Raw genomic sequence first — 17,849 nt, forward strand, 5'->3', positions numbered from 1 at the left:
CTACTTGACAGGGATAAGACCAATACCTCGTCTTTTCTCATTACTTTTCTTCAAATAATAATGCTTCTAATTCATTTAATTTCTCTTCAAATACTTGTAGTGCCTCTTTTACTGGTTCAGGAGATGCCATATCTACTCCTGCTTTTTTCAGCACTTCAATTGGATAATCAGAGCTTCCTGCTTTTAAGAACTCATTAATGTAACGTTCTACCGCTGGTTGTCCTTCTTCTAAAATTTGTTTAGATAGAGCTGTCGCTGCACTAAATCCTGTTGCGTATTGAAATACGTAATAATTGTAGTAGAAGTGCGGAATACGAGACCATTCTAAACCAATTTCTTCGTCGATCACTAATGCTTCACCGAAATATTTCTTATTTAAATCGTAGTAGATTTCCGTCAGCATGTCTGGCGTAACAGCATGTCCTTCTTGTACTTTCTTATGAATAATATGCTCAAACTCTGCGAACATCGTTTGACGGAATACAGTACCACGGAATCCTTCTAAATAATGATTTAATAAATATAGACGCTCTTTCTCATCTTCTGTCGTTTTTAATAAATAATCATTTAGAAGCGCTTCGTTACAAGTTGATGCTACTTCTGCAACAAAGATTGAATAATCACCATATACGTGAGGCTGTGTCTTTCTTGTATAGTAACTGTGCACCGAATGACCGAACTCATGAGCAAGTGTAAATAAATTATCTACATTATCATGCCAGTTCATTAAAATATACGGATTTGTTCCATATGCACCAGATGAATATGCTCCGCTTCGTTTTCCTTTATTTTCATACACATCTACCCAGCGATTTTCATATGCCTCTTTCAAAATCTCAACATATTCATCACCAAGTATGTTTAAAGATTTTAATAACATTTCTTGTGCTTCTTCATACTTCACATTCATTTTCACTTCTGGTACAAGCGGTGTATATAAATCATACATATGAAGTTCTTCAAGTCCTAACGCACGCTTACGAATATCGATATAACGATGTAATAAGTGTAAGTTGTCATTTACTGTTTCAATGAGTTGATCGTATACTGCTTCAGGAATGTTATTATTACTTAATGCAGCTTGACGAGCAGAATCATATTTACGAACACGAGCATTGAAATTATTACGTTTCACTGCTCCGCTTAACGTACTTGCAAATGTGTTCTTATATCTTCCGTACGTTTCATATACAGCTTTGAATGCATCTTCGCGAACACGACGATCATCACTTTCTAAAAAACGAATGTAACGGCCATGTGTAATTTCTATTTCTTCTCCATCCTCACCTTTAATAGATGGGAATTTTAAATCCGCGTTATTCAACATACCGAATGTATTACTTGATGCACTCATCACTTCAGATGCTTCCGCTAATAGAGCTTCCTCAGCTTCAGATAATACATGCGGACGTTGACGTGTAATTTCTTCTAATGCATGTTCATATACACTTAAGTCTCTATTTTCTTTCAAGAATGTTTGCAGTGTATCTTCTGAAATAGATAAAATTTCAGGTACGATATATGCTGTACTACTAGATACTTGTGAATATAAATTTGTTGCGCGATCATTTAATGCTTGATATACAGAATTTGTTGTATCTTGATCGTAACGCATATGAGCATATGTATATAACTTACCTAATCGCATTGAAACTTCATCTTCATATTGCAATGCCTCAAGTAAATTGTTCGCAGAGTCACCAAGCTTCCCTTTAAATTCAGTTAACTTCGGTAATAACTCTTTAATCGCTTGGAATTCTTTTTCCCATTCTGCATCTGTTTGGAAAATATCTTCTAATCGCCACGTATTTGCTTCTTCAATTTCGTTACGACCTGGTAATGTTTTGGCTTTATTTTGTTCAGACATTCTTTAAGCCCTCCTTTAAATATCTCTACTTAAGTACAATTCGTTTTTTTCCTATGTAATTCCTTCACAATCATTCTTTATTATATCCCCTTTTCCTTCTCGCATGTTAAAATTTGCCTCAAATAAAGATAGCGCATGCGTTAAGCAAATCTCATCTTGTTTCATAATTTCCTCCTCTGTTTTTAACATAACTCCCCCCCTTATTTTTCGGTACATATAAGTTCCCACTTTATGCAATACACCTGTATAGCATAAAAATGTCATATATTCAGTAACTGCCACTTTCCATATGTGCTGTGAAAAGTACGGAAGTATCCGCCTTTTCGTATACCTCTTTACATAACTACACACATATTGAAGAGAGATACACTCTCCTACTGCAAGCTCCCCTATACACTTCATATATAGAAAGGCTTGCCATATAAATGGGTTTGTTTGAAAAGCAAATCCAGAAGGGAGTGGCACACCAATTTCAGAAGGAAAGCTCGCTGGGGTACATTTAAATTGATATAAGAGGTGTAATAATGACTTATAATTATAATTCCAAATCGGTAGGGCATTTTGGCGAAAGTATTTCTTTCTCTTCTTCCACTCTTCCCCTAATATTTCTTTCTCGAAAGGAACGGGAGAAAAAAGCATTTCAAAAGTAGTTTTATCGGTCGGTAAATATACAGTATGTGAGAAAAAGATGTTTGTAGAAAATGGGGTGACAAATGCACATTTCATAAATGATTTTTCTTTCGGACAGAAGAAAATAAGAAGTGGCTGAGGATAAGATTGTAAGGAGGAAGCCATAAGTGAGGAGAATTTCATCCAATATGCAGATTGCTTTTTCAATTGATTTCCACCAACGATCCAAATGACCTGTATACCAGCTTGCCAATACGAATATGTTCTTTTGTGCAGCTGCTCTATAGCGAGACTTGCGCATTGATATTCAATCGCAATTTTTCTACCTGCCCTCTCTACAAAAACATCTGGTCGTTGCTTAATTTCTGGAAGGTAGTACTCTATATCCACCTGAAAATTTTGACGTTTGAACCACCTATATAACAATTCTTTACCGTGCATATGATACGTTGATTCTGCTTCATAAAAGGAAAGACACGAATCCACTTTTTTATGAGCAAAATGCCAACTTTTTTGTTTCCCTAATTTCATTTTCACTTCTTTTCCGCAAGCTACACAAAAGAATCGTTCCTGTTGGCGCATACGACGCAAAAGCTCTTCATTACAATTATAGAGTAAATGAATTTTTTCTCCGTTTTCTCTTTTAGCGATAAATATCGGAATCACACCCTTTCAGCTCCTTATATTCTACAATTTGTTACAAATTCCTTTTAAAAAAAGAGATGTCCCAATTTCGGACATCTCTTTTTATAATAAAGGTGATAATAACCGGTACGTTGATTCAACAATTCGTCTATGAAGACGTCTTTTATGAAAATGATCAACATGAATTTCACTTGATTCTTCTAAATCATCTTTAAAGTCTTGAACAAGTTTTCGAATGCTATCTGTATCATATAAAAAGGCATTTACTTCGAAATTCAAATGAAAACTTCTCATATCCATATTAGCTGTCCCAATTGAAGCTAAATCAGAATCGACGATGACAATTTTACTATGAAGAAAACCTTTTTCGTATTCATATATCTTTACTCCTGCATCTAACAGCTCTGGGAAATACGATCTCGATGCGTAAAAGACCGTACGCTTATCAGGCTTACTTGGCATTAATAAACGAACATCAATACCTGCAAGTGCAGCTACCTTTAATGCAGATAAAATATCATCATCCGGAATAAAATACGGCGTTGCAATCCAAATGGATTTCCGAGCAGAAGCGATCATTGCGAAATATAAATGCTTAATCGTTTCCCATTTATTATCTGGTCCACCTGCAACTAGCTGCACTCCTCCCCAATGATCACCCTCAACTGCTTTTGCTTGTAAATATTCAGGGGCTAGCACAGCCTCTCCTGTCATATAAAACCAATCTTGAAGGAATATAAGCTGTAAACTTTGAACAGCTTCACCACGTAAATACAAATGCGTGTCTCGCCAAAAGCCAAAATATTTATTTTTCCCTAAATACTCATCACCGATATTTAATCCGCCTACAAACCCTTCGTTCCCATCAATCACAACGATTTTCCTATGATTTCGATAATTAATCTTATCGTTTAAAATCGGAAAGCGCACAGGAAAGAACGGAATCATTTCTACACCTGCGTCGTTTAATTCATCAATATACGATTTCGATAACTTAAAACTTCCAACCGCATCATATAAAAATCGAACAACAACGCCCTCTTTTGATTTTTGTATTAAAATATCTTTAATTTCTGTTCCTAATTTATCATCACGCACAATGTAATATTCCATATGAATGTGATGTTTCGCTCGTTTCAATCCATCTAAAATGGCCCGAAACGTTTCATCTCCATTTGTTAATGTTCTCGTTTCAGTTTGAAATGAAATATTTAAAGCACCTAATCGATCTGCTAAACGAAATAACAGCTCCTGATGTTTGTGATTGCGCAAAATTCGTTCTTCATGATCTTCATGCCCTTTATATTGTAAAAACGCCTGTTCATCGAGTAATGCCTTCTTTTGGAACATTCTTTTTCTCCGAAAATTTTGTCCAAATAATAAATAAGCGAAGAAACCAAATACCGGAAAAATGCCTAACACAATTAACCATGTAAGTGTTTTAGATGGATGCCGATTTTCTAAGAAAATAACACAACCAATTAAAAATGCAGATACTGTAAACAAAATACTAATAATACCTAAAATCGAAACATCTTTTATCCCAATCACATCTGAATAAAATGCTACATCAATAAACATACGTAACGAAACAAATAATGCGAACAATAGCAGGACAAAGAAGATCAGCTTTAACGTATTTTTCATCTCTTACCTCCTAACTAAGAAAGCTTTCCTATTCTTCATATAAAAAGCCGATTTCATACTACAGAAATCGGCCTACGTTTTAGCAGGAAAATTATTGCGAATCGTTTCAAGCGCATGCTCTTTCACAATTTGTTTCCCATACTCACTTACACGATGAATTGTTAAAGTTGATTCTTCTCCATATTCTAAAATAATACTTAAAATACGATCGATTTCCTCTTCATCATGTAGCACTTCATCGAATTCCACATATACATAATAGCGGTCATCAAATGAATGCAGCTCATCTTTTATATCTTCAAAGATAAGACGATGACTTAATGAAATGACATCTTCAAAATCATTAAATTTAATTAAAAAGCCAAACGTACCATCTTCATTAAAGTTTGTTCCTGTTTGTTCTTCTACCTCTTCGACTAATTCTTGTTGGAATAATGATTCGATGCCTTCATCTAGAGGAATATCTATAATTTTGTCTACCCCTATCGGTAGTTCCAGCTTTTGTCCATCCTTTGAAAGCTCTGCTTTCGTGACAAGTACTTCAATCCCTTTATCGACTGCTTGCACTTGAATCCATAACGGCCCATCAATAAAGAAATCGTCATGATCACGAGCTTCGTCCATCATCTCCCAAAAGAGCTCTTCACTTCGTTCGCGATCATACCAAATTTCTTCACGATTAAACCCTCTGTCCTCTATATCAATGTACGTAATAAAAAATTTCATCGTATGATCATTAATTCTTTCAATATCCAAAATACAACTCTCCCTTCCTGCTTAGAATTGTTATGAAGGGATTCCCCACTCATATGACAAATCAATAGATTCTTGTACTCTCATTTTATGATAAGATTCTCCAGAATGGAAATAAAATCGATTTATTTTACAAAAATAGTTATATGCCTATCTTTTACTACATCATCTACATAAATATATCATTATAGCGATTTCTTACTTATAAAAAATTTGGACATACATTTCCACCTTCCCCCGTACACTGTAATAAAGTGAAACTTCTATTAGAGGAGAATATTTAACAACAACTTTCTTCATCACATACATATAGTTCGCTTATTAAAACATCATAAATGGAGGCAGACTAATGGACTTAGAGTTTTTAACATCCGTACTAATGATTGTCGGTATCGATGTTGTATTAGGTGGTGACAACGCAATCGTCATCGCACTAGCTAGCCGAAATTTACCTGAATCAAAACGAAATAAAGCCATTTTAATCGGCACTCTTTTAGCAATCGTACTAAGAATTATCCTTACTATACTAGCTGTCTATTTACTCGACATTCCATTTCTGCAACTTATCGGCGGGATTTTACTTACATTAATTGCAGTCAATTTACTAACTGATAATAGCAATGATATTTCTTCTATTCAAGGAAAAACAACTTTATTCCAAGCTGTGCGGACAATTGTTTTCGCGGATCTCGTTATGGGGTTCGATAACGTTATTGCCATTGCAGGTGCAGCTCACGGGAGATTTTTACTCGTCATAATCGGCTTACTCATTTCTATCCCGATTATTATTTGGGGTAGCAAACTTATTTTAATACTTATGGAACGATTTCCATTCCTCATTTATTGTGGTGCAGCGATTCTTTCCTATACAGCAGGAAAAATGGTTACACATGAAGACAGACTTGCAACCTTTTTTCATAACAATCCAAGTTTCACTGCAAGCATTCCTTATTTGTTCATTTTCACTATTTTATGCATCGGCTTTATCGTACAACAAGTTCGATTACGCAATGTGAAACATTAAAAAAAACCTTCTACTATATAATAAGTAGAAGGTTTTCATATTATTATAATTAATTTACAAGACGTTGTGCTTCACGTAATTGGAACGTTCTTACTGTTCGTGGTAAGAAACGGCGGATTTCATCTTCATTGTAACCAACTTGAAGGCGTTTCTCGTCAATCATAATTGGGCGACGTAAAATCCCTGGATAGTCACGAATCATCTTATATAAATCTTGAAGTGGTAAAGACTCTAAGTTTACATTTAATTCTTGGAAAACTTTCGAACGAGTAGAAATAATCTCATCCGTTCCGCTTTCTGTCATACGTAAAATCTCTTTAATTTCCTCAATCGTTAATGGATCTGAGAAAATATTACGTTCTGTATAGGGAATATGATTTTCCTCTAGCCATAATTTCGCCTTTCTACAAGACGTACAGCTTGGAGAACTATATAATGTTACCATACAAAGCTCACTCTCCTTAAAGAGTACAAATTCTGTACTACATACAGTTTTAATTTCTAACTTCAGTAATTTTTCGCGATAACTTGTCTTATTGAAAAGTACAAAAATCGCATTTCATGTAAGCAACAACTTATAATAAACAACAATTACTTTTAATAAGTAACTTCTATAATCATTATACAATAGATTTTGCAAGAAATATACAGTAAATTTCCTGCTAGTTGAGAAAACTCTTCCGTGTATTCCACTGCTATGTAACATGATTACGCTCACTTTATCTGTACTTTAACAATAACTTTCAACCCTTTTAATACTCACTTCCTCTAGATTTTTCACATAATATATAGTTATTTATCTATAATCTTACCTATGAAAAAGAGAACGTTTTCTTACCTTTTCTTGATAAATCAATTAAGAAATGTAAGACTATACAAATGAGAATAAAAAGGAACGTTTGTTCTTATTTTAACAAACATTCTTCCTCCTGTCTACACGATTTCTAAAGTAAATCAAATATTTTTCTGACATTTCTTTCTTTTTTATTTTTTATCTCATACAATAAACATACAGACAGGCAAAGGGGGAGTTTGCAAATGATTGCTTTTTTTATTGATTTTATTACGGTTGCTGCCCTCATCATCGGAATAACAGCATTGATTGGTGTCATTACAAATAGCATCGGCGAAAAGCTCTTTGGTGGAAAAGAAAAAATGAAGTTTGTTAACAAAAGTTTGGATGTACAATCCGGCTGGAACCAAGTTGGCGGAAAAGGCATTTATAAGAAACGCACGTATTAAAAAAAGCAGGTGGTTAGCCTGCTTTTTTTTATTTTCCTACGGATGCCCACTTAAAGCTTAATTCACCGCCATATTTGTGGATATACACATCTTTAATCGTTTCTCTTTCTAATATAGATCTGCCGCGTTGGAATACCGGCGCAATTGCTGCATCCTCAAATAAAATTTTCTCTGCTTTTAACAGTTCATTCCAACGTCCTTTTACATCTGAGCCTTCTTGCTTTGCCTTTTTAATAATGTCATCATACTGAGCATTAGAATAAGCCATTTTATTTTGTGAACCATCTGTTATAAACATATCAAGGAATGTGATTGCATCAGGGAAATCAGGTCCCCATCCAGTAAATGAAATATCAAACTGTCCACTATCTTCAAGTTTTAATTTTTGCGCAAATGGTTGCATCTTAATTGTTACTGTTAAACCCGGTAAATTCTTTTCTAATTCTCCCTTTACATACTCACCAATTTTCTTAGATTCTTCATTATCAAAGTTTAAAAATTCTAGTTCTATTTTATCCTTACCTAATTCTTTCTTGCCTGCTTCCCAGAATTTTTTAGCTTCCTTCACATCGACTTTCGAAAGCTTTCCATTTTCTTTTCTGAAATCTTGCTTATCCGGTCCCTTAACAAAATCAGATGGTACTAAACCATAAGCTCCCTTAGAACCGTTGTTTAGAATAACCTCTCCAATACCATCTCGATCGTATGCACTAGAAATAGCCTTACGAATATTTTTGTTAGCTAACGCTGGATTTTTTTGGTTAAAACGCAAGAAGAATACAGTTGGATCATTAATTGTTTTAAAATCTTTTTGTCCTTTATACTTATCAACTAACTCCGCTGATAAACCAACTCTGTCAATCGCATTCGTATTATACAAATTAACAGCTGCTCCTGTATCTTTTACAACGTTAAAGTTAACTTCTTCTAATTTTACTTCTTTTTGATCCCAGTAATTTGGATTTTCCTTTAATTGGAAGCTTTGTTCATGTTTCCATTCATTTAATACAAATGGACCGTTATACAAAGTTGTATTTGCTTCCAAACCAAATTTTTCTCCCTGCTCTTTCATATACTTCTCATTTAATGGGAAAAATAGTGGATACACTGTTAAATCGAGAAAATATGGAACTGGATTATCCAATTCAACTTCTAATGTATAATCATCTATCGCTTTAACACCTAATTGATCCGGTGATAACTCTCTTTTATTAATTTTTTCTGCATTTTTTACATCTAACATAATATATCCTGATTTTGCTGCCGTATCAGGATTAACAGCTCTTTGCCATGCATAGACAAAATCTTTTGCTGTTACAGGGTCACCATTCGACCATTTAGCGTCTTCACGCAATTTAAATGTATATTTTTTTCCATCCTCAGATTTCGTATGGGATTTTGCCACACCTGGAACTAACTTATCGCCTTTTCCAAGTCGATACAGCCCTTCCATTGTATTATTCATAACTTTTGAAGAAGCAGCATCCGAGGCAAGTGTCGTATCCATTGTCGGAATTTCAGACACTTCTGTTAGATTAATAACTTGCTTCGCACCGCTTTTCCCGCTATCCCCTTTTGCGTTTGCTTGCGGTTCATCTTTCTGGTAGCTACATGCCCCTAACATCATGCTCATCGCTACTGTTGATGCTACAAAAACTGGTATCTTTTTTTTCATACTTCCACCCTCCAAAAAAATGTTAGCCCTTTCACTTTCAAACAGAAAGAAATATATATATGTTCTAATAATTCATATTATACACACGAATATATTCTTTGTATATTTATATTTCTATTTTATTAAAATTTTCTGTTAAAAAACGCACCTTTGTAAACGTTTCATATTGCTGATTAACCTTACTAAAGTGCAAATAACAGTTATTTTTATATTTTTCTAAAATATCAGAGAAAAATAAATTTTATATTCTATAATATTTTCTGTATAATTATCCCACCCTTTTTAACATAAAATAGCAGACCCTTCATATTAAAAATATGTAGACTGAAATGAGTGCAAAGGATACGAAAGTATGTTACGATACATTTTGCTAAAAATAGATATCGGTAAAGAGGGGACGGACATGACAGCAATTCAGGCAAAAAACAGGCCAACTGAGAAATTAAGTTTATTCTTATTAACATGGCCTATTTTTCTAGAAGTTTTTCTATTTATGTTAATGGGAATCGCTGATACTTTCATGTTAAGTGCATTATCAGACGATGCTGTATCTGGGGTTGGTGCAGCGAATCAATATCTCCATATTGCGATTTTGATACTAGAAGTCATCGGGAATGGCGCTGCTATCGTTGTATCTCAATACCTCGGTTCCAAACGCTTTATGGAAGCATCTAGAATATCAGCATTAGCCGTCACATTAAATTTAATGGTTGGGCTCGTTATAAGCGCTGGTTTTCTTTTATTTTCAAAACATATGATGCTCGCAATGAACTTACAAGGCGATGTACTAACGTATGCGCAAAACTACTTATCTATCGTCGGAGGTGCCATCTTCCTTCAGGCTATTATTAACTCATTAGCCGCAATTATCCGTGTACATGGTTTTACAAAGCAAGCGATGTTTATTTCACTTGGAATGAATATTATTCATATTGCTGGAAACTACGTACTCATTTTCGGGAAATTCGGTTTCCCTGAACTCGGTGTACAAGGGGCTGCAATTTCTTCCGCTGTCAGCCGACTTATCGCACTTATTGTTTTCTTCTGGTTACTATACCGTGTTATGGAATATCGTGTGAAATTACAATATTACGTCAGTTTATCCAAAGAATACATTGGGAAGATTTTAAAAATCGGCATTCCATCTGCATTTGAACAAGTCATGTATCAAGCTTGTCAAATTGTCTTCCTGTACTACGCAACTTACTTAGGAACAGAATCGTTAGCAGCTAGACAATATGCTACTAACATTTCTATGTTCACTTATTTATTCGCTATTGCGATCGGTATGGGAACAGCCATTATTATCGGGCGTCTTGTTGGCGGTGGTGAAAAAGATGAAGCATATGAACGTGTATGGAAAAGTGTAAAGTGGGCTATTGGCGTCACTTTATGTATGGTCGCTCTCGTTATTACATTCCGCACACAATTAATGGGACTGTTTACAGATAATCCTCATATTATTCAATTAGGTGCAAGCGTTCTTTTACTAAGTGTACTACTTGAAACGGGACGTACGATGAACATCGTCATCATTAATTCACTTCGTGCAGCTGGTGATGCAAAATACCCTGTTTTAATCGGTGCATTCTCTATGGTGTTAATGAGTTTACCACTCGGTTACTTTTTCGCCTTCCATTTAGATATGGGGCTAGTTGGTATTTGGCTAGCGATTGCTATCGATGAATGGACGCGTGCCATTATTATGTTCTTCCGCTGGAGAAGTAGAGCATGGGAACGTTATGCACTTGTGAAACCGGAAGAGCAAGACGAGATTGGTTCTGTTCAGGCACAGTAGCACTTGTTTGATCAGGATGTAGTTATTAATAAACGAAATTTATATCGACTTACCGACAATATTGACAACTCATTTATATAGTAGAAAAAAGCCATCCTTCCTTAATGGAAGAATGGCTTTTTTTATTATTGATAAATCTCTTTATATTTCTTATACTCCGCTTCAGAGCATAGTACGAAATGTCCTGGGCGAATTTCACGCATTGTTGGCACTTCACTACCGTAATCATGCTGAGATGGGTCGTATACGATACGTTTACGATTACGCTCATAATCTGGATCTGGTAGCGGAATTGCTGATAATAGTGATTTCGTATATGGATGAACTGGATTCGCATATAACTCTTCACTTGTTGTCAATTCTACGATTTGACCACGGTACATTACGCCGATGCGGTCACTAATGTATTTTACCATCGATAAATCATGGGCAATGAATAAGTATGTTAAACCTTTTTCTTTTTGTAACTTTTTCAGTAAGTTTACAACTTGCGCCTGAATCGATACGTCAAGTGCTGAGATTGGCTCATCGGCAATGATAAACTCAGGTTCTACAGCAAGTGCTCGAGCGATACCGATACGCTGACGTTGTCCACCTGAGAATTCGTGCGGAAAACGGTTTGCGTGTTCTTTATTTAAACCAACTGTGTTTAATAGTTCATGAACACGGTCCATGCGCTCTTTTTTACTTTTCGCTAATCCGTGAATATCAATACCTTCTGCGATAATATCCCCTACTGTCATACGAGGGTTTAATGATGCGTATGGATCTTGGAAAATCATTTGCATTTTACGGTTGAATTTCTTCAGTTCTGCGCGTGATTTCTTACCATGTACATTTTCACCATCGAACAATACTTCACCAGCAGTTGCATCATATAAACGAATAATCGTTCTTCCAGTTGTCGATTTACCACAACCTGATTCTCCTACAAGACCAAATGTTTCTCCGCGGTAAATATCAAATGAAATATCATTAACCGCCTTGACAACACCACCACTCACGTCGAAGTGCTGCTTTACATTTTTTACTTCAATTAATTTCTCACGTTGTTTAGTCATGTTGTTCACCTGCTTTCATTTGAAGAATGCGTTTTTCAACGACTGCCGGCGGTTTTACTTCTGGAGCTTGCTCATGAAGTAACCAAGTTGCCGCATAGTGTGTATCACTTATTTTAAATAAAGGTGGTTCCATTTCAAAATCAATTTTCAGTGCCTGTGGGTTACGTGGTGCAAAAGCATCCCCCTTTGGCGGCTTCAATAAATCTGGAGGCGTTCCAGGAATTGCGTATAACTCTTCCTCTGATCCATCTAAACTTGGCATAGATGCGATTAAGCCCCAAGTATATGGATGTTTTGGATTGTAGAAAATTTCATCTACAGTTCCAATTTCAACAACTTTACCAGCGTACATAACTGCCACTCGGTCAGCAACGTTTGCTACTACACCTAAGTCATGTGTAATGAAAATAATTGCCGCTTCTGTTTTTTGCTGAATGTCTTTCATAAGTTCTAAAATTTGCGCCTGAATTGTAACGTCTAGCGCTGTTGTTGGCTCATCGGCAATTAATAATTTCGGGTTACAAGCTAACGCCATCGCAATAACTACACGCTGTCTCATACCACCTGAGAATTGGTGAGGATATTGTTTTAAACGAGCTTCTGGATTCGGAATACCTACAAGGTCGATTAATTCCAACGCAACTTTACGTGCATCTGCTTTACTCATCCCTTGATGTTTAATAAGGCCTTCCATAATTTGATTCCCAATTGTCATCGTTGGGTTTAATGATGTCATTGGATCTTGGAAAATCATCGCGATATCTTTACCGCGTACTTGTTGCATTTCTTTTTCTGTTAATTTCGTTAAGTCACGACCTTCAAATACGATTTCACCATTTTTAATGCGTCCAGGAGGATTCGGAATTAATCCCATTAACGCTTTAGAAGTAACTGATTTCCCTGAACCAGATTCTCCTACAATCGCCAATGTCTCTCCTTTTTTCAAATCAAAAGTAACGCCGCGTACAGCTTGTACTTCACCTGCATGTGTATCAAAGGAGACTTGTAAATCTTTTACCTCTAACAATGTTTTCATTTTTGCCTCTCCCCTCTTTTACTTACGCATTTTTGGATCTAACGCGTCGCGTAATCCGTCTGCCATTAAGTTAAACGCTAAAATTAATATACTGATGACAACCGCAGGGATGAACATCATATGCGGATACGTTTGAATAGATTTATAACCGTCATTTACAAGAGAACCAAGTGATGCGAATGGTGGCTGAATACCTAAACCGATGAAGCTTAAGAATGCCTCACCAAACACCGCTGTTGGAATTGTAAACATTGTCATTACGATAATTGGTCCCATTACGTTCGGGATTAAGTGTTTCACAATTAATTGCGTATTCGTTGCACCTAATGTACGAGATGCTAATACATATTCTTGGTTTTTTAATTTCAGGATTTGTCCACGAACGATACGCGACATCCCTATCCAACCTGTAATCGCCATTGCTAGTGTAATTGACCATATACCAGATCCCATAATGATTACCATTAAGATAACAATGATTAAGTATGGAATACCGTTAATAATCTCCATAATACGTTGCATAATATTATCTACTCTGCCGCCATAAAACGCTGAAATACCTCCGTATGCAACCCCAATTACTAGGTCAATTGCTGCTGCTAAAAGAGCGATATATAATGATACGCGAGTACCTTCCCATGTTCTTGTCCATAAATCACGACCAAGATCATCTGTACCAAACCAGAAATACTCTTTAATATCACGTTTTTCATATTGGTCAACACCATATTGATCTGTACCGTCAAATGGTAGCCAATGAACATTTTCAATCACTGGAATTTTCGGTGGCATTTTCGCACGACCTAAATCCTGTTCTTTATATGAGTGTTTACTTACCATCGGTCCAAAAATTGCTAGTAATATAATTAGGCTTAATAATACGAAACCAAACATAGCCCCTTTATGTTGGAACAAACGTCTTCTTACATCTTGCCAAAACGTTAAGCTTGGACGGGCAATGACTTCATTATCCACATTATTTTGATTGGCTTGTTGAAATAAATCTGGAGATAATTTTTGTACATCTTTCATCATTTTTTCCCTCCCGCTAAACGAATACGAGGATCAATAATTCCGTATAAAATATCGACAATGAAAATAACTAAGATGAAAATCGCACTATAGAAAATTGTAGTTCCCATAATAACTGTATAGTCATTCACTGTAATAGATTTAACGAACTGTTCCCCTAGTCCAGGTACAGCATAAATTTGCTCAATAACTAATGTACCTGTGATTAAACCTGCAACCATTGGTCCTAAAATTGTTACAACTGGAATTAACGCGTTACGCAGTGCGTGTTTGATAATGATAACGCCTTGACTAATTCCTTTCGCTTTCGCTGTTAAAATGTAATCAGCTTGCATAACTTCAATCAACTCTGCACGAGCGAAACGTGCGATTGTTGCAATAACTGCCATCGATAAAGCAATTGTAGGCATTACTGTAAATTCTGGTCCTTTCCAGAAGGCTACTGGGAACCAACCAAGTTTTACCCCTACGAAATATTGTAGTAAAGCGGCGAATACGAACGATGGTACCGACATCCCGAGTACGGAAATAATTGTCGCTCCATAATCGACCCACGTATTGTTACGAAGTGCCGCAACGATTCCTAAAATTAAACCGATAAATGTTCCTAATATAATCGCTTGTAAACCAAGTTGTGCTGATGGTCCAATGCGATCTACAATCATATCTGTTACTGGGCGGTTATCATATTGGAATGATACCCCTAAATCACCTTTTGCCAAGTTACCTAAGTAACGTGCATATTGAACTGGTACTGGATCATTTAAACCATATTTTTCAAGAATGATTTCTTTTTGTGCCGGTGATAACTTCTCCTGGTTTTTAAGCGGAGAACCCGGAAGTAATTTCATCAAAAAGAAAGTCAGTGTAGTAATTAAAAATAATGTCAAAGCCATGTACACGAAACGTTTTAATACATAACGTCCCATAGTCAAGCACCTCCCCGTTTTTCTCAAAAGCAATAAGATAGTTTAAAATATTCTTACTTTTATTTTTTTAAAATAAGAGCATATGCCCATCATAGGCATATACCCTTATTCATGATGGAAACCATTTTTAGTTTTTGAGTTCAACCCACTTGTAGCTAAATTCTCCGCCATATTTATGTTCTAATAGACCTGTAATAGATTGGCGTTGTAAATAAGCTTTACCAGGTTGATATACTGGAGCAATCGCTGCATCTTCAAGCAGTTGTTTTTCAGCTTTCAATAGTGCATCCCAGCGAGCTTGTACATCAACTTCTGTTTTTGCTTTTTTAATTAAATCGTCATACGCCGGATTTGCGTAATTTACTTTATTTTGTGCATTTCCAGTTGTATACATTTCAAGGAATGACATTGGGTCCATATAATCTGGACTCCATCCCGCATATGACATTGCATAGTCTCCACTTGCTTCAAGTTTTAATTTTTGCGCAAATGGCTGCATTTTTGTTGGAACTGTTAGACCTGGTAAATTCTTTTCGAATTGTCCTTTTAAATACTCTCCGATTTTTTTAGCATCATCAGTATCAAAGTTTAATAGCTCTAACTCTACTTTGTCTACACCAAGTTCTTTTTTACCAGCTTCCCAGTACTTTTGAGCCTCTTTAACGTCCTCTTTTATAAGATTTCCATTTTCTGCACGGAAGTCTTTTCCATTCGGACCTTTTGCTAAGCCTTTCGGAACAAAACCATATATTCCTTCTGAACCATCGTTTAAGATCACTTTTCCGATATTTTCACGTTCGAAGGACATTGCAATTGCTTTTCGGATATTTTTATTTGCTAAAAATTTATTCTTTTCATTTAAGCGAATAAATTGTGTAGATGGTCTCTTAATCGTTTTAAAATCAGCATCTGATTTGTATTTATCCACAAATTCAGATGTTAATACGACACGATCAATCGCCTTTGTCTCATATAAATTTATAGCAGTTGAACGATCCTTAACAATATTGAAGTTTATTTCCTCAAGTTTCACTTCTTTATTTTCCCAATACGTTGGATTTTTCTTAAGTTGGAAACTTTGTTCATGCTTCCATTCATTTAACACGAATGGACCATTATAAAGTGTCGTATTGGATTCTAATCCAAATTTTGCTCCTTGTTCTGTTACAAATTTCTCATTTAAAGGATACAAGGTTGGATAGACTGTTAAACTTACAAAATAAGGAACAGGGTTATCTAATTCCACTTCAAGTGTATGATCATCAATTGCCTTTACACCAAGTTCTTCAACTGGTAATTCTTTTTTGTTAACTTTCTCCGCATTTTTAACATCAAATAGTATGTAAGCAAACTTGGCACCCGTATTTGAATCGACAGCTCTTCTCCAAGAGTAAACGAAGTCTTTCGCTGTTACAGGTTCACCATTCGACCATTTCGCATCTTCACGTAATTTAAATACATACTTTTTGCCATCCTCTGATTTTTCATAAGATTTAGCGACACCTGGAACAAGTTTATCGTCTTTCCCCAGACGATACAATCCTTCCATTGTATTATTCATGATGTTAGAAGATGTCGCATCTGTTGATAACGTCGTATCCATAGTTGGAATCTCAGCTGTCTCAGTTAGGTTTAACGTTTGCTTGTTTGAGGCTTTCTCTTTTGCCCCTGCTTTATTATCTTCTTTTTGGTAACTACAAGCTCCTAACATACTCACTGTCAACGTCGATGCAAGTAATAACGGTATCTTTTTCTTCATGTTGTGTTGCCTCCCCTAATTGCACTTCCTGTACCCTCACTTGTTAAAAAGTAGAATTGAAAGAATAATCTCCAAGTTTCTACAATTTTCATTATACATATAATATAACAATTGTGAATATAGTTTTTTGTTTTTTTGTTAAAATTTTTAATAAAATGTTTATTTTTTTATTTTTTTGTAAAGGGATACGTTAACATTGCTACCATCATCTTGAAATCAGACCTTTAATTGCGTATAATTTTCAAAAAATTAACTCTAGTACATATTATAGCTTTTATAGTATAATAATTCTAGTAATATTTTGACGGAGGGGAACATTTTGAATAAAGTTTTTTTTCATACTTGTATACTAATTTTCATAACGATAATCGCTTCTAGTATTGGAGCATTCCTCATTTCATCGCATTTTTTGTTGAATTTTGTCAACATCTCGTTTTATATTGCACTATTTTTTATTCTCATTGGCGGTTTTTTATACATATTTCAAAATGGGTTTTTTAATGTAACAATTTACGCCTTCCAGAGAGTATTTGGCACGAACAAAAAGATTGACTCTTTAATTGAAGAAATAGAGGAACCTACCGATAAGAAAGAACGTATTTATAAAACATATTCATTCAAATGGACGTATCCAATTTGTATTACAGGTATCGTTCTTGGGTTGTTCTCGACCCTCATTAGCTTTACTATTTTGATGTAGTTTGCAAACACTATCCCATATGATATAATAATCAGCAAAACATTTTGTTAT

Annotated in this window: 15 protein-coding genes; 4 read left to right on the top strand and 11 right to left on the bottom strand. The window is 35.4% G+C overall.

The features are described from left to right. Positions 1 to 40 precede the first annotated feature (40 nt). The 4 genes from pepF to mecA all read right to left on the bottom strand — a co-directional run bounded on the left by pepF (position 41) and on the right by mecA (position 5,545). Positions 41 to 1,867: an oligoendopeptidase F gene (gene pepF, locus COK05_RS12650; RefSeq protein WP_098612853.1), complete on the bottom strand. Its 1,827-nt coding sequence runs from the start codon at positions 1,865 to 1,867 to the stop codon at positions 41 to 43. Between the two features lie 51 nt (positions 1,868 to 1,918). Next, complete coding sequence (locus tag COK05_RS12655) at positions 1,919 to 3,163, bottom strand: competence protein CoiA (RefSeq protein ID WP_098612854.1); 1,245 nt, start codon at positions 3,161 to 3,163, stop codon at positions 1,919 to 1,921. Between the two features lie 81 nt (positions 3,164 to 3,244). Further along, positions 3,245 to 4,789 carry a cardiolipin synthase gene (locus COK05_RS12660; protein WP_098612855.1) on the bottom strand — a complete coding sequence of 515 codons (1,545 nt, stop codon included), beginning with the start codon at positions 4,787 to 4,789 and terminating at the stop codon, positions 3,245 to 3,247. Between the two features lie 72 nt (positions 4,790 to 4,861). Further along, positions 4,862 to 5,545 (bottom strand): adaptor protein MecA, encoded by a 684-nt coding sequence (gene mecA, locus COK05_RS12665; RefSeq protein WP_098612856.1) that lies wholly within the window; start codon positions 5,543 to 5,545, stop codon positions 4,862 to 4,864. A 346-nt stretch (positions 5,546 to 5,891) separates the two neighbouring features. Between mecA and COK05_RS12670 the strand changes: the two genes are divergently transcribed. Next, a complete protein-coding gene (locus COK05_RS12670; RefSeq protein ID WP_098612857.1) occupies positions 5,892 to 6,566 on the top strand; it encodes a TerC family protein in 675 nt (224 codons plus the stop codon). 49 nt (positions 6,567 to 6,615) lie between these two features. Here the strand turns inward: COK05_RS12670 and spx are convergent, their stop codons facing one another. Beyond that, the gene (spx, locus tag COK05_RS12675; protein WP_000258267.1) at positions 6,616 to 7,011 is read right to left on the bottom strand and encodes a transcriptional regulator Spx; all 396 of its coding nucleotides are present in this window, start codon (positions 7,009 to 7,011) and stop codon (positions 6,616 to 6,618) included. 593 nt (positions 7,012 to 7,604) lie between these two features. Between spx and COK05_RS12685 the strand changes: the two genes are divergently transcribed. After that, the gene (locus COK05_RS12685; RefSeq protein WP_000559971.1) at positions 7,605 to 7,808 is read left to right on the top strand and encodes a hypothetical protein; all 204 of its coding nucleotides are present in this window, start codon (positions 7,605 to 7,607) and stop codon (positions 7,806 to 7,808) included. 28 nt (positions 7,809 to 7,836) lie between these two features. Here COK05_RS12685 and COK05_RS12690 read toward each other — a convergent pair whose 3' ends face one another. Then, entirely contained in the window at positions 7,837 to 9,483 is a 1,647-nt protein-coding gene (locus COK05_RS12690; protein ID WP_141539069.1) for a peptide ABC transporter substrate-binding protein, read from the bottom strand. A gap of 352 nt (positions 9,484 to 9,835) precedes the next feature. Between COK05_RS12690 and COK05_RS12695 the strand changes: the two genes are divergently transcribed. Then, on the top strand, positions 9,836 to 11,281 hold the full coding sequence (locus tag COK05_RS12695) for an MATE family efflux transporter (protein ID WP_141539070.1): 1,446 nt from the start codon (positions 9,836 to 9,838) through the stop codon (positions 11,279 to 11,281). 125 nt (positions 11,282 to 11,406) lie between these two features. Here COK05_RS12695 and COK05_RS12700 read toward each other — a convergent pair whose 3' ends face one another. The 5 genes from COK05_RS12700 to COK05_RS12720 form a co-directional block, all read right to left on the bottom strand. Further along, entirely contained in the window at positions 11,407 to 12,342 is a 936-nt protein-coding gene (locus tag COK05_RS12700) for an ABC transporter ATP-binding protein (protein ID WP_016082471.1), read from the bottom strand. Beyond that, a complete protein-coding gene (locus tag COK05_RS12705) occupies positions 12,335 to 13,378 on the bottom strand; it encodes an ABC transporter ATP-binding protein (protein ID WP_098612859.1) in 1,044 nt (347 codons plus the stop codon). The genes COK05_RS12700 and COK05_RS12705 overlap by 8 nt, the downstream gene beginning before the upstream one ends. 18 nt (positions 13,379 to 13,396) lie before the next feature. After that, the gene (opp3C, locus tag COK05_RS12710; RefSeq protein ID WP_000974098.1) at positions 13,397 to 14,413 is read right to left on the bottom strand and encodes an oligopeptide ABC transporter permease; all 1,017 of its coding nucleotides are present in this window, start codon (positions 14,411 to 14,413) and stop codon (positions 13,397 to 13,399) included. Beyond that, positions 14,410 to 15,339 carry an oligopeptide ABC transporter permease gene (gene opp3b, locus COK05_RS12715; RefSeq protein ID WP_000534165.1) on the bottom strand — a complete coding sequence of 310 codons (930 nt, stop codon included), beginning with the start codon at positions 15,337 to 15,339 and terminating at the stop codon, positions 14,410 to 14,412. Before opp3b ends, opp3C begins: the two co-directional genes overlap by 4 nt. 127 nt (positions 15,340 to 15,466) lie before the next feature. Continuing rightward, complete coding sequence (locus COK05_RS12720) at positions 15,467 to 17,098, bottom strand: peptide ABC transporter substrate-binding protein (protein ID WP_098612860.1); 1,632 nt, start codon at positions 17,096 to 17,098, stop codon at positions 15,467 to 15,469. Between the two features lie 319 nt (positions 17,099 to 17,417). Between COK05_RS12720 and COK05_RS12730 the strand changes: the two genes are divergently transcribed. Beyond that, positions 17,418 to 17,798, top strand: a complete 381-nt coding sequence (locus tag COK05_RS12730; RefSeq protein ID WP_098612861.1) for a DUF3899 domain-containing protein — start codon at positions 17,418 to 17,420, stop codon at positions 17,796 to 17,798. Positions 17,799 to 17,849 lie beyond the last annotated feature (51 nt).

This window comes from Bacillus cereus (genome assembly GCF_002567495.1).
GTDB classification, from domain to species: Bacteria; Bacillota; Bacilli; order Bacillales; family Bacillaceae_G; genus Bacillus_A; species Bacillus_A cereus_AQ.

Coding starts and splice junctions, on each gene's coding strand:
- pepF (WP_098612853.1), bottom strand. CDS start 1,867: ATGTCTGAACAAAATAAAGCCAAAACATTACCAGGTCGTAACGAAATT.
- COK05_RS12695 (WP_141539070.1), top strand. CDS start 9,836: ATGTTACGATACATTTTGCTAAAAATAGATATCGGTAAAGAGGGGACG.
- COK05_RS12670 (WP_098612857.1), top strand. CDS start 5,892: ATGGACTTAGAGTTTTTAACATCCGTACTAATGATTGTCGGTATCGAT.
- COK05_RS12690 (WP_141539069.1), bottom strand. CDS start 9,483: ATGAAAAAAAAGATACCAGTTTTTGTAGCATCAACAGTAGCGATGAGC.
- COK05_RS12705 (WP_098612859.1), bottom strand. CDS start 13,378: ATGAAAACATTGTTAGAGGTAAAAGATTTACAAGTCTCCTTTGATACA.
- opp3C (WP_000974098.1), bottom strand. CDS start 14,413: ATGATGAAAGATGTACAAAAATTATCTCCAGATTTATTTCAACAAGCC.
- COK05_RS12660 (WP_098612855.1), bottom strand. CDS start 4,789: ATGAAAAATACGTTAAAGCTGATCTTCTTTGTCCTGCTATTGTTCGCA.
- COK05_RS12700 (WP_016082471.1), bottom strand. CDS start 12,342: ATGACTAAACAACGTGAGAAATTAATTGAAGTAAAAAATGTAAAGCAG.
- COK05_RS12720 (WP_098612860.1), bottom strand. CDS start 17,098: ATGAAGAAAAAGATACCGTTATTACTTGCATCGACGTTGACAGTGAGT.
- COK05_RS12685 (WP_000559971.1), top strand. CDS start 7,605: ATGATTGCTTTTTTTATTGATTTTATTACGGTTGCTGCCCTCATCATC.
- spx (WP_000258267.1), bottom strand. CDS start 7,011: ATGGTAACATTATATAGTTCTCCAAGCTGTACGTCTTGTAGAAAGGCG.
- opp3b (WP_000534165.1), bottom strand. CDS start 15,339: ATGGGACGTTATGTATTAAAACGTTTCGTGTACATGGCTTTGACATTA.